The sequence below is a fragment of the Pseudomonas sp. 21615526 genome, assembly GCF_013386245.1.
Taxonomy (GTDB): domain Bacteria; phylum Pseudomonadota; class Gammaproteobacteria; order Pseudomonadales; family Pseudomonadaceae; genus Aquipseudomonas.
This window is the reverse complement of sequence record NZ_JACAOM010000063.1, coordinates 35,843-48,073: the sequence shown is the minus strand read 5'-3', so window position 1 is coordinate 48,073 and position 12,231 is coordinate 35,843. Positions and strand designations below refer to the sequence as shown.

Below are 12,231 nucleotides of genomic sequence, written 5' to 3'. Positions count from 1 at the left end.
ACACAGACGCGGCTCAGCAAATCCAGCGTGTTCCCAGCTTTCGGGCATCCTGCTATTGAGTCGGGGCCTATGCAAAAAGTTCCCATCCCAATCGCTGTCCGTTTCATGAAAGCCGTGCAGTTCGTTGCCCGTAGTCTCACAATGCCACGAATGCCCGGCTATTGTGCCGCTCCCCCCCTCTATATACTAGTGGGCCGTGTCACCCTTTGATTCGCCGATCCAGGCGTCCTGTTTGCGCCCCCTACGGATCGCTTTTTGCGGAATCCTTCAAATGAGCCAACAGTTTCAACACGATGTCCTGGTGATTGGCAGCGGCGCTGCGGGCTTGAGCCTTGCACTGACCCTGCCGGGCCACCTGCGCATAGCCGTACTGAGCAAGGGCGACCTCGCCAATGGCTCGACGTTCTGGGCCCAGGGCGGTGTCGCCGCGGTGCTCGATGACACCGACACCGTGCAATCCCACGTCGAAGACACCCTGAATGCCGGCGGCGGCCTGTGCAATGAAGAGGCGGTGCGCTTCACCGTCGAGCATAGCCGCGAAGCCATCCAGTGGCTGATCGACCAGGGCGTGCCCTTCACCCGCGACGAACATTCCGGCACCGACGACGGCGGCTTCGAGTTCCACCTGACCCGCGAAGGCGGCCACAGCCATCGGCGGATCATCCATGCCGCCGACGCCACCGGCGCCGCGATCTTCAAGACCCTGCTCGCCCAGGCCCGGCAACGCCCCAACATCGAACTGCTGGAACAGCGGGTCGCCGTCGACCTGATCACCGAAAAGCGCCTTGGCCTGCCGGGCGAACGCTGCCTCGGCGCCTACGTGCTCAACCGGGCCAGCGGCGAAGTCGACACCTACGGCGCGCGCTTCACCATTCTCGCCTCGGGCGGCGCAGCGAAGGTCTACCTCTATACCAGCAACCCCGACGGCGCCTGCGGTGACGGCATCGCCATGGCCTGGCGTTCGGGCTGCCGGGTGGCGAACCTGGAATTCAATCAGTTCCACCCCACTTGCCTGTATCACCCGCAGGCCAAGAGTTTCCTGATCACCGAAGCCCTGCGCGGCGAAGGCGCACACCTGAAGCTGCCCAACGGCGAACGTTTCATGCAGCGCTTCGACCCACGAGCAGAACTGGCCCCGCGGGACATCGTCGCCCGGGCCATCGACCATGAAATGAAGCGCCTGGGCATCGACTGCGTCTACCTGGACATCAGCCACAAGCCCGAAGCCTTCATCAAGACCCATTTCCCGACGGTCTACGAGCGCTGCCTGGCGTTCAATATCGACATCACCAAGGGCCCGATCCCGGTCGTCCCGGCGGCGCACTACACCTGCGGCGGCGTGATGGTCGACCAGAACGGCCGCACCGACGTGCCCGGCCTGTACGCCATTGGCGAAACCAGCTTCACCGGCCTGCACGGCGCCAACCGCATGGCCAGCAATTCGTTGCTGGAGTGTTTCGTGTACGCCCGCTCCGCCGCCGCCGACATCCTTGAACAGCTGCCGCGCATCCCGGTGCCGGCCGCCCTGCCCCGCTGGGACGCCAGCCAGGTGACCGATTCGGACGAAGACGTGATCATCGCCCACAACTGGGACGAGTTGCGGCGCTTCATGTGGGACTACGTGGGCATCGTGCGCACCAACAAGCGCCTGGCGCGGGCGCAGCACCGGGTTCGACTGTTGCTGGATGAGATCGACGAGTTCTACAGCAACTATAAAGTCAGCCGCGACCTGATTGAGCTGCGCAACCTGGCCCAGGTGGCGGAACTGATGATCCGCTCGGCCATGGAGCGCAAGGAAAGCCGGGGATTGCATTACACCCTCGACTACCCGCAAATGCTGCCCGAAGCGCGCGACACTATTCTGGTGCCAACCACCTACGGCGGCTGAACTTCAAGCGCACCCGCAGGCGCCGATGCACATCGGTAGCCTGCGAATCCCGTGGCACGCAGATCGAACGCACCCGCCAGTCACCCTGCACCCGAAAGCGCAGCACCACGATCAACGGCAACGCCAGGCTGTCGGGGCGCAGTTGCACGCTGTGCCAGCCACGCGCGGCGCTCCACAGTTGCCAGCCATCCTCGTCGCGGCGCAGGCCACGGATCGACGAACGGTGAGTCAGCAGGATATGACGCGGCAATACCCAACCGGCATGGGCCAGGCACAACAAGGCGCCAAAGGCTCCGAACCACGGGGACACATCGAGAAACCACAGCGCACCCAGTGCGAACGCCTGGGCGAAAAGATAAGCCGCCAGCAACTGCCCGGAGGCGTGCCAGCGGCATTCGAACGTATTACTTGGGCTGGACACGATCCAGAATCATCCGAACCATGCGCTGCAGCTCCGGGTCTTCCGATTCGGCGCGTTCCATGAACCAGCCGAACATGTCCTGATCCTCGCATTCCAGCAGCTTGCGGTAGCAGTCGCGGTCGACGTCGTTGAGGTGCGGATAGACCTCCCTGACGAACGGTACCAGCAACACGTCCAGTTCAAGCATGCCGCGGCGGCTGTGCCAGTAGAGGCGATTGAGTTCTACATCTTCGACCATGGAGCGCTCCTCAAATAGAGCGCAAGTATACAGGCCGAAGCTGCCTGGAACAGTCGGCTTTGGTCGGCCATACGGAAACTATCCATTTGCCGGGCGCCCCTCTATGATGCACTCATGACTTTTTAACCTGCGATGACCCATGGCTGACTCTGCTTTTTTCTGCCCCCTGTCCCACGAAGGCGTTCTCGCCGTCCGCGGTTCCGACGCTGCCAAGTTCCTCCAGGGACAACTGACCTGCAACCTTAACTACCTGAGTGACACCCAGGCCAGCCTGGGCGCGCGCTGCACCCAGAAAGGGCGCATGCAGTCGAGCTTCCGCATCCTGCTGCAAGGCGATGGCGTGCTGCTGGCCATGGCCACCGAACTGCTGGAGCCACAACTGGCGGACCTGAAAAAGTACGCCGTGTTCTCCAAATCCAAACTCACCGACGAAAGTGCTGCCTGGGCGCGTTTCGGTGTGTCGGATGCCGATCAGGTACTGGCCGGCCTCGGCCTCCAACTACCCGCCGAGACCGACAGCGTGGTGCGCAGCGACGACCTGATCGCCATCCGCGTATCGCCGGGCCGTGCCGAACTCTGGGCCCCCGCCGCCCAAGCTCAAACCCTGCACGGCCAACTCGCCGCACAATTGCACGAAGGTGAACTGAACCAATGGCTGCTGGGCCAGATCCGTGCCGGTATCGGCCAGGTCATGCCCCAGACCCGCGAACTGTTCATCCCGCAGATGCTCAACCTGCAAGCCGTCGGCGGCGTCAGCTTCAAGAAAGGCTGCTACACCGGCCAGGAAATCGTCGCGCGCATGCAGTATTTGGGCAAACTCAAGCGTCGCCTGTATCGCCTTAGCCTGAATGCCGGCGAGCTGCCTGAGCCCGGCACCCCACTGTTTTCCCCGAATCACAATAGTGCCATCGGCGAGGTGGTGATTGCCGCCCGTGCCGATCAGGCGATTGAACTTCTAGCGGTGCTGCAAGCCGAAGCAGCAGAGAGTGGCGATGTGCATGTAGGCACGCTGGAAGGCCCCGGCCTTCAGCTGCTCGACCTGCCCTACCAGCTGGACCGTGATCGCGAGATCCAGCGCTGATCGTCGTACCTTTTTGCTACACCCTAGAGATCTTGAATGAACAAGCTGGCGGAAAAAGTCCAACAGGCGTTGGTTGTGGCCATCGATAACGATGACCTGGTTCTGCCAACGCTGCCGGAAGTGGCCCTGAACATTCGTCAGGCCGCCGAAGACCCGGACATCAGCATCAGCCACCTGAGCAAAGTGATCGGCCGTGACACTGCCTTGTCGGCACGGCTGATCAAAGTGGTCAACAGCCCGCTGTTGCGCGCGACCCAGGAAGTCACCGACCTGCACACCGCCATCACCCGCCTGGGCACCAACTACAGCAGCAACCTGGCGATCGGCCTGGTGATGGAACAGATCTTCCACGCCCGTTCCGAGGTGGTCGAACAGAAGATGCGCGATGTCTGGCGGCGCAGCCTGGAAGTGGCCGGCGTGAGCTATGCGTTGTGCCGCAACCACAGCCAGTTGAAGCCTGACCAGGCGGCGCTGGGTGGGCTGGTGCACCAGATTGGCGTGCTGCCGATCCTGACCTTCGCCGAAGATCACTATGAGCTGCTGTCCGATCCGGTCAGCCTCGATCACGTGATTGAAAGCATCCACCCGTTGCTGGGGGACAAGCTGCTGCGGCGCTGGGACTTCCCGGAAATGCTGGTGAACCTGCCGGCGCAGTACATGAACCTTGAGCGCGACTCCGAGCGCCTGGACTATATCGACCTGGTGCAGGTCGCCGTGTTGTATTGCCACCGCGACACTGACCACCCGCTGGCCAGCGTGCCGATATTGACGGTACCTGCGATCAAGAAGCTGCGACTCGACCCCTACAGCGACACCTTGCGCGCCGAGCTGGATGAAGCACGGTCGATGTTCTACTGATTACCCCGCGATAAAACTGACCCGCACTTTCAAACCCGCCAACTCTCCGTCATGCAAGCTGATCTGCGCCAGGTGTGCCCGGCAGATCTCGCCAACAATCGCCAACCCCAAGCCCGCCCCCAAGCCCTGCTGGCTGCGCCGATAGAAGCGCTCGAACACTCGGTCCCGCTCATCCAGCGGGATGCCCGGGCCGTCATCTTCCACCTCAAGTACCGCCGGCGCCGTGACCCGCAAGATCACGTTGCCGCCCGGGGGCGTGTGGGCCAGGGCGTTGTCCACCAGGTTGCTCAACAACTCGTTCAACAAGGTGGGCTCGCCCCGCAGCCACACCGGTTCATCCGCCTCCAGCGCCAGGGCCACGCCACGCGCATGGGCCAGCGGCGCCATGGCCATGCCCAGCTCGCGAGCCAACTGGCTCAGGTCCAGCAACTGGGCCCCGCCTTCGGCAATCGCCCGGGCGCCGTTTTCGATGCGCGCCAGCGAGAGCAATTGATTGGCCAGGTGAGTCAGGCGATCAGTGCCCTGGGCTGCGGTTTCCAGGGTGGTGCGCCAGGTAGCCGGATCTTCGGCACGCAGGCCAAGCTCCAAGCGTGCCTTGAGCGCTGCCAACGGAGTGCGCAGCTCATGGGCGGCATCGGCAATAAACTGTGCCTGGCGCTCGAACTGCCCGCGCAGGCGTTCGGTGAAATGGTTGAGCGCATGTACCAGCGGGCCCAATTCATGCTGCACTTCCACCAGCGGCAATGGCCGCAGGTCATCGGGCTGACGCTCTTCCACGGCCGTGCGCAAGCGCTCCAACGGCCGCAGCGCCGCGCTCACGGCAAAGAACACCAACAACAATGCACCGATGGCCAGCATCCCCAGGCGCAGCAAGGTATCGGCCATCAGGCTGCGCGCCATCGCCACCCGCGCTTCGTCGGTTTCGGCCACGCGGATTTCCGCCATGCCGTTCATGTTCGGTTCGGAGACTGCCTTGAGCAGGCTGACCACTCTCACGTTCTGGCCCTGATACCTGGCGTTATAAAAGCGCGCCAGCGCCGGATAGTCATCGGTGCGTGGAGTTCCCGGCGGCGGGCCCGGCAGGTTTTCGTAGCCGGAGATCAGCTTCTGGTGAATATCGTTGACCTGGTAGTAGATCCGCCCGGCGCTGTCGTAGGCGAACGTATCCAGGGCGACGTAGGGCACATCGGCACTCAAGGTACCGTCGCGGTGGGACAGGCCGGCCGCAATGGTCCGCGCCGAGGCCAACAGCGTTCGGTCGTAAGCCGTGTCCGCCGCCTCGCGCCCATTCCAGTAAGCGCTCAAGCCGCTGGCAATCATCAACACCACCAGCAACAGCGCCAGGTTCCACAGCAGGCGCCAGCGCAGGCTGCTGGGCTTATGCATCGCGGGCTTCCAGCAGGTACCCCAGGCCACGGAAGGTGACGATGGCCACAGGCTGGCCATCGAGTTTCTTGCGCAGGCGGTGCACGTAGATTTCGATGGCATCGGGGCTGGCCTCTTCATCCAGGCCAAACACCTGGGAAGCCAGTTGCTCCTTGCTCATCACCCGGCCAGGACGCGCGATCAGCGCCTCAAGCACCGCCTGCTCGCGGGAGGTCAACGTCAGCAATTCGCCGCCCAGGGTGAAGCGCCGCGTGTCCAGGTCGTAAATCAGCACACCACACGCCTGTTGCCGCTCACCGCCCAGCACGCTACGGCGCAGCAGCGCCTTGACCCGGGCTTCCAGCTCCGTCAGTTCGAACGGCTTGGCCAGGTAGTCATCCGCGCCCAGGTTGAGGCCATGCACGCGGTCCTTCACATCGCTGCGTGCGGTCAACATCAACACCGGCAGATTTTTCCCACGAGCCCGCAGGCGCGCCAACACTTCAAAACCGTCCATGCGCGGCAGGCCCACATCGAGAATCGCCACCGCGTATTCCTCGCTGCTCAAGGCCAGGTCCGCCGCCACTCCGTCGTGCAACACGTCGACGGTCAAACCCGTGCTCTTGAGCGCTTGGGCGACACTTTCGGCTAGCTGCAAATGGTCTTCGACCAGAAGGACACGCATGGGTTTTTACCTCGTTCGGGGGTGGTCGGCGCCACGCTTTGCCGGGGAGTTTACAGGCGCGGCCTGCGCTGTGAAGCCCGAAAACATTGAAAGGCGACTGAAAGGTTAGTGAAAGCTTCGCCCTTTAGCATCCAGCCACGGTGGGTTTCGCCTGCCGAGCTATTTCACCCATAGCGCCCGAAAAACGCCTCGAAGCGTTTTCGCCAAAATAAGAACAATAACGGAGTACACCCACGATGCTGCGCACACAGCCGCCTGCTCGTTCTTCTCGTATCACCCAGACCGCCCTTGCCAGTGCCGCCGCCCTCGCCGGCTTTTCGCCCGCAGGCCAGGCCGCCTTTTTCGAGGACAGCACCGCCACCCTCGAAACCCGCAACATGTACTTCAACCGCGACTTTCGCGACGGCACCAGCGCACAACAATCCAAGCGCGACGAGTGGGCCCAGGGCTTCATGCTCAACCTGCAGTCGGGCTATACCGACGGTACCGTCGGCTTCGGCGTGGATGCGCTGGGCATGCTCGGGGTCAAGCTCGACTCCAGCCCCGACCGCACCGGCACCGGGCTGTTGCCGACCCACGACGACGGCCGCGCCGCCAACGAATATTCCAAACTCGGCCTGACCGGCAAAGTGAAGATCTCCGCCACCGAGCTGAAGATCGGCGCGCTGATCCCCGAATTGCCGATCCTCAAGCCCAACGACGGGCGCATCCTGCCGCAGACGTTTGAAGGCGGCCTGCTCAGTTCCAGGGAATTCAAGAACCTGGTGTTCACCGGCGGCCGCCTGAACAAGGCCAAGGACCGCGACGACACCAACTACGAAGACATCGGCCTCAACAACAAGAACAGCCGCTTCCTCAGCGGCGCCACCGGCAAGCATTTCGACTTCGGCGGCGTGGACTACAAGTTCGCCGACAAGATCACCGGCAGCTACCACTTCGCCCAACTCGACGACGTGTACCGCCAGCATTTCCTCGGCCTCGTGGCCTCGCGCCCGATGGGCCCCGGCACCTTCGGCGCCGACCTGCGCCTGGCCGTCAGTGACGACACCGGCGCGGCGCGCGGCGGCAAGATCGACAACACCTCCCTCAACGGCCTCTTCAGCTATGCCCTCAATGGCCATAAGCTCAGCGCCGGTTACCAGCACATGTCCGGCGACAGCGCCTTTCCCTACGTGGACGGTAGCGATCCTTACCTTGTCAACTTCGTGCAGATCAACGACTTTGCCGGCGCCGAAGAACGCTCCTGGCAGGCCCGCTACGACTACGACTTCGCCAAGCTGGGGATTCCCGGCCTGAGTTTCATGAGCCGTTACCTGTCGGGTGACAACATCAAGCTCAAGAACGGCGAGACCGGCAAGGAGTGGGAACGCAACAGCGAGATCCGCTACGTGGTGCAAAGCGGCACGTTCAAGGACGTGGCCGTGCGTCTGCGCAATGCCACCTACCGTTCCAACTATTCGGCCCGTGATGCGGATGAAGTGCGCCTGCTGGTGAGCTACAGCGTCGCACTCTGGTAACAGCAACCTCATAACAACAATGATGGAGATGAACATGACCCTTTCACTGCGTAAATTTGCCCTGACGGCCAGCTGCATGCTGTTCGCCAGCCAACTGCTGGCCGCCGAGCCCAAGCGCCCGGAATGCATCGCCCCGGCGTCCCCCGGCGGTGGTTTCGACCTGACCTGCAAACTGGCGCAGAGCGCGCTGGTCAACGAGAAACTGCTGAGCAAGCCGATGCGCGTGACCTACATGCCCGGCGGCGTGGGCGCGGTGGCCTACAACGCCGTCGTGGCGCAGCGTCCGGCCGACGCCGGCACGCTGGTGGCGTGGTCCAGCGGCTCGCTGTTGAACCTGGCCCAGGGCAAATTTGGCCGCTTCGATGAAAGCGCCGTGCGCTGGCTCGCGGCCGTCGGCACCAGCTACGGTGCCATCGCGGTGAAAAACGATTCGCCCTACAAAAACCTCGACGATCTGGTCAAGGCCCTGAAGAAAGATCCGGGCAGCGTGGTCATCGGTTCCGGCGGCACCGTCGGCAGCCAGGACTGGATGCAAACCGCCCTGATCGCCAAGGCCGCCGGCATCAACCCGCGTGACCTGCGCTACGTGGCACTGGAAGGCGGCGGCGAGATCGCCACCGCCCTGCTAGGCGGCCATATCCAGGTAGGCAGTACCGACATCTCCGACTCCATGCCGCACATCCTCAGTGGTGACATGCGCCTGCTGGCGGTGTTCTCCGACGAACGCCTGGACGAGCCGGAAATGAAGAACATCCCGACCGCCAAGGAACAAGGCTACGACATCGTCTGGCCGGTGGTGCGTGGCTTCTACCTCGGGCCAAAAGTCAGCGACGAAGACTATGCCTGGTGGAAAGACGCCTTCGACAAACTGCTGGCTTCCGAAGAGTTCGCCAAGCTGCGTGACCAGCGCGAGCTGTTCCCGTTCGCCATGACCGGCCCGGAGCTGGACACCTACGTGAAGAAACAGGTGGCTGACTACAAAGTGCTGGCCAAAGAGTTCGGCCTGATCCAGTAATCGCCCCTCTGTGGGAGCGGGCTTGCTCGCGAAAAACTTCAACGATGACGCGTGCTGCCTGTATAAACGCGACGTCCTGGCATTCTTCGTGAGCAAGCTCGCGCCTACAAGAGTCTCCAAGGAGTTTTCCATGCTCTTACAACGCATTTTCGCCTCAGTGATGTTGCTGGTCTGTGCCGGCCTCGCACTGATGGCCTGGCCATATCAGGCGTCGTTTTCCTACGAGCCGGTAGGGCCTCGGGCCTACCCGCTGCTGATGCTCGGGCTGATGGGCCTGGGCCTGATCTACATGCTGTTTCGTCCACAGCCCACCAAGCACACAGAAGAAGAGCCCGCGCTGGACCGCCAGACCCTGATCAAGATCGGCATCTGCGTCGGGTTGCTGCTGGTGTTTGCCGGCACCTTCGAACCCTTGGGTTTCATCCTCAGCAGCATGCTGATCGGCATTCCGATGGCGCGCCTGTATGGCGGCCGCTGGATGCCCAGCGTGGTGATCGTGACCTTGATGAGCATCGGTCTTTACCTGCTGTTCGACAAGGCCATGGATGTACCGCTGCCGCTCGGCCTGCTTGAAGTTCTGGAGAACTGATATGGATACGTTCAGCTATTTGGGCCAGGGCTTCGGCGTTGCACTGACCCCTTACAACCTGATCACCGCACTGTGCGGCACCTTGATCGGCACCGTGGTCGGCCTGTTGCCGGGCCTTGGGCCGATCAACGGCGTAGCGCTGTTGATCCCCATCGCATTTGCCCTGGGGCTGCCGCCTGAGTCGGCCTTGATCCTGTTGGCGGCCGTGTACCTGGGCTGCGAATACGGCGGGCGCATCAGCTCGATCCTGTTGAACATCCCGGGTGAAGCTTCCACCGTGATGACCACCCTCGACGGCTACCCGATGGCTCGCAAAGGCCTGGCGGGCGTGGCGTTGTCGCTGTCGGCGTGGAGTTCGTTCATCGGTGCGTTTATCGCCACCTGCGGCATGGTGCTGTTCGCCCCGCTGCTGGCCAAATGGGCGATTGCCTTCGGCCCGGCGGAATATTTCGTACTGATGGTGTTTGCCATCGTCTGCCTGGGCGGCATGGCCGGTGACAAGCCGCTGAAGACCTTTGTCGCGGCCTTGATCGGCCTGTTTCTGTCAGCAGTGGGTATCGATGCCAACAGCGGCGTTTACCGATTCACCGGCGATAACATCCACCTGACCGACGGCATCCAGTTCGTGGTGCTTGTATTGGGCCTGTTCTCCATCAGCGAGATCCTGTTGCTGCTGGAAAAAACCCACCGTGGCCAGGAAGCCGTGAAAGCCACCGGACGCATGATGTTCAACCTGAAGGAAGCTTCTGCGGTATTCGTCGTGAATATTCGCTGCGGCCTGCTGGGTTTCATCATGGGTGTCTTGCCGGGCGCGGGTGCCACACTGGCCTCGGCCGTGGCCTACATGACCGAAAAACGCCTGGCCGGTGCCAGCGGTAAATTCGGCCAGGGCGACATGCGCGGCCTGGCGGCTCCGGAAACCGCGATCGGCGCTTCCGCCTGCGGCGCCCTGGTGCCGATGCTGACCCTCGGCGTACCCGGCTCGGGCACCACGGCGGTGATGATCGGCGCCCTGTCGCTGTACAACATCACCCCCGGCCCGCTGCTGTTCCAACAGCAACCGGACATCGTCTGGGGCCTGATCGCCTCGTTGTTTATCGCCAACATCATGCTGGTGATCCTCAACATCCCGATGATCCGCATCTTCACCCGCATCCTTGCCGTGCCGAACTGGGCACTGGTGCCGGTGATCGCCATCATCACTGCGATCGGTGTGTACGCGGTTCACGCCACCACCTTCGACCTGTTCCTGATGGTCGGCATCGGCATCTTCGGCTACATCCTGCGCAAGCTGGATTTCCCGCTGTCGCCGGTGCTGCTGGGCTTTATCCTCGGCGGGTTGATGGAGCAGAACCTGCGTCGTGCGCTGTCGATTTCCAACGGCGAATTGCAGATCCTCTGGTCGAGCCCGATCACCTTCGGCGTGTGGGTACTGACGGCCTTGATGCTGTTGTTCCCGCTCCTGCGCATCTGGCGCAAGCGTTCCCTGCAGCGTCGTGCCGTGGCCGATGTCTGAGGCCACGTTCAGAAACTGGTGGGCAACACCGCTGGTCGGTCTGCTGGGCGGGTATCTCGCCAGCCAGATCGGCTGGCCACTGCCGTACATGGTCGGCTCGTTGCTGGCGATCATCCTGGTGCGCTGCCTGACACCCTGGCAGCTCGCGGAAATTCCCGGCGGCCGCAAATGCGGCCAATGGGTGGTGGGCATCGGCATCGGCCTGCACTTCACCCCGGTGGTGATCGAGCAGGTGATGAGCCACTTCGGCCTGATCTTCTTCGGCGCGCTGGTCACCAGCCTCTCCAGCATTGTGGGCGTGTGGTTGATGCGCCGCAGCGGTGAAGACCGTGCCACAGCGTTTTTCTCGAGCATGCCGGGTGGGTCGGGGGAGATGGTCAACCTCGGCGCACGCAACGGCGCAGTGCTCAGCCGCGTCGCGGCGGGCCAGAGTTTGCGGGTATTGGTGGTGGTGCTCTGTGTGCCGGCGGCGTTCAAGTATTTGCTGGGGGAAGGTGCCCCGCAGTTTCATCCGGCGACGGTGGATTGGACCTGGCTGGCGCTGCTGTTTCCCGTCGGCGCACTGGTGGCCTGGGGCTGGCAACGCTTGCGTCAGCCAAACCCCTGGCTGTTCGGGCCGCTGCTGGTCAGTGCCGCCGCCAGCATTACCTGGGACTTGCACATCGGGCTGCCCGACGGCGGCAGCCAGATCGGCCAGTGGCTGATCGGCAGCGGCCTGGGCTGCCACTTCAACCGGCAGTTCTTCCGGCGCGCGCCGTTGTTCATGGGACGTACGTTGATCGGTACGGCGTTGACTATGTTGATTGCGACGCTGGCGGCTGTGGGCTTGAGTGCACTCACACATCTGGACCTGCGTTCGCTGACACTGGGCATGATGCCAGGCGGAATTGCGGAAATGAGCCTGACGGCGGAAACCCTGCAACTGTCGGTGCCGTTGGTGACGGCGATGCAGGTGATGCGTTTGTTGTTTGTGCTGTTTCTGGCGGAGCCTTTGTTTCGGCACTGGAACCGGCAGCCAGATAAAATCTGAAGCCCAAGAGACGTTCAATTGTAGGAGC

Annotated in this window: 12 protein-coding genes; 8 read left to right on the top strand and 4 right to left on the bottom strand. The window is 62.8% G+C overall.

Annotated features, from left to right (window positions below; genetic code table 11):
- The first annotated feature begins 271 nt into the window (after window positions 1–271).
- On the top strand, window positions 272–1,888 hold the full coding sequence (gene nadB, locus HX786_RS18085) for an L-aspartate oxidase (protein WP_003211997.1): 1,617 nt from the start codon (window positions 272–274) through the stop codon (window positions 1,886–1,888).
- Here nadB and HX786_RS18080 read toward each other — a convergent pair.
- Together HX786_RS18080 and HX786_RS18075 are read right to left on the bottom strand one after the other, a co-directional pair.
- Window positions 1,857–2,309 (bottom strand): protein YgfX, encoded by a 453-nt coding sequence (locus tag HX786_RS18080; protein WP_008437845.1) that lies wholly within the window; start codon window positions 2,307–2,309, stop codon window positions 1,857–1,859. The two genes, nadB and HX786_RS18080, sit on opposite strands and share 32 nt — an antisense overlap.
- Window positions 2,293–2,547, bottom strand: a complete 255-nt coding sequence (locus HX786_RS18075; protein ID WP_003212000.1) for a succinate dehydrogenase assembly factor 2 — start codon at window positions 2,545–2,547, stop codon at window positions 2,293–2,295. The genes HX786_RS18080 and HX786_RS18075 overlap by 17 nt, the downstream gene beginning before the upstream one ends.
- Before the next feature lie 139 nt (window positions 2,548–2,686).
- Here HX786_RS18075 and HX786_RS18070 point away from each other — a divergent pair, with 139 nt between their 5' ends.
- Both HX786_RS18070 and HX786_RS18065 read left to right on the top strand, forming a co-directional pair.
- The gene (locus tag HX786_RS18070) at window positions 2,687–3,628 is read left to right on the top strand and encodes a folate-binding protein YgfZ (RefSeq protein WP_178912418.1); all 942 of its coding nucleotides are present in this window, start codon (window positions 2,687–2,689) and stop codon (window positions 3,626–3,628) included.
- A gap of 36 nt (window positions 3,629–3,664) precedes the next feature.
- Window positions 3,665–4,486, top strand: coding sequence for an HDOD domain-containing protein (locus tag HX786_RS18065; protein ID WP_003212004.1), 822 nt, complete (start codon window positions 3,665–3,667; stop codon window positions 4,484–4,486).
- On the opposite strand, the gene HX786_RS18060 is transcribed toward HX786_RS18065, so the two are convergent.
- Window positions 4,487–5,872 (bottom strand): sensor histidine kinase, encoded by a 1,386-nt coding sequence (locus tag HX786_RS18060; protein ID WP_003212006.1) that lies wholly within the window; start codon window positions 5,870–5,872, stop codon window positions 4,487–4,489.
- The gene (locus HX786_RS18055; protein ID WP_003212008.1) at window positions 5,865–6,536 is read right to left on the bottom strand and encodes a response regulator; all 672 of its coding nucleotides are present in this window, start codon (window positions 6,534–6,536) and stop codon (window positions 5,865–5,867) included. Before HX786_RS18055 ends, HX786_RS18060 begins: the two co-directional genes overlap by 8 nt.
- 236 nt (window positions 6,537–6,772) lie before the next feature.
- On the opposite strand from HX786_RS18055, the gene HX786_RS18050 reads away from it, so the two are divergent.
- The 5 genes from HX786_RS18050 (at window position 6,773) to HX786_RS18030 (ending at window position 12,203) form a co-directional block, all read left to right on the top strand.
- Window positions 6,773–8,053: an OprD family porin gene (locus tag HX786_RS18050; RefSeq protein WP_008437839.1), complete on the top strand. Its 1,281-nt coding sequence runs from the start codon at window positions 6,773–6,775 to the stop codon at window positions 8,051–8,053.
- 28 nt (window positions 8,054–8,081) lie between these two features.
- Window positions 8,082–9,068 (top strand): tripartite tricarboxylate transporter substrate binding protein, encoded by a 987-nt coding sequence (locus tag HX786_RS18045; protein ID WP_166742143.1) that lies wholly within the window; start codon window positions 8,082–8,084, stop codon window positions 9,066–9,068.
- A gap of 130 nt (window positions 9,069–9,198) precedes the next feature.
- A complete protein-coding gene (locus HX786_RS18040; protein WP_008437838.1) occupies window positions 9,199–9,657 on the top strand; it encodes a tripartite tricarboxylate transporter TctB family protein in 459 nt (152 codons plus the stop codon).
- Window position 9,658: 1 nt separating this feature from the next.
- The gene (locus HX786_RS18035; RefSeq protein ID WP_003212016.1) at window positions 9,659–11,173 is read left to right on the top strand and encodes a tripartite tricarboxylate transporter permease; all 1,515 of its coding nucleotides are present in this window, start codon (window positions 9,659–9,661) and stop codon (window positions 11,171–11,173) included.
- Window positions 11,166–12,203, top strand: a complete 1,038-nt coding sequence (locus tag HX786_RS18030) for an AbrB family transcriptional regulator (RefSeq protein ID WP_003212018.1) — start codon at window positions 11,166–11,168, stop codon at window positions 12,201–12,203. The genes HX786_RS18035 and HX786_RS18030 overlap by 8 nt, the downstream gene beginning before the upstream one ends.
- Window positions 12,204–12,231 lie beyond the last annotated feature (28 nt).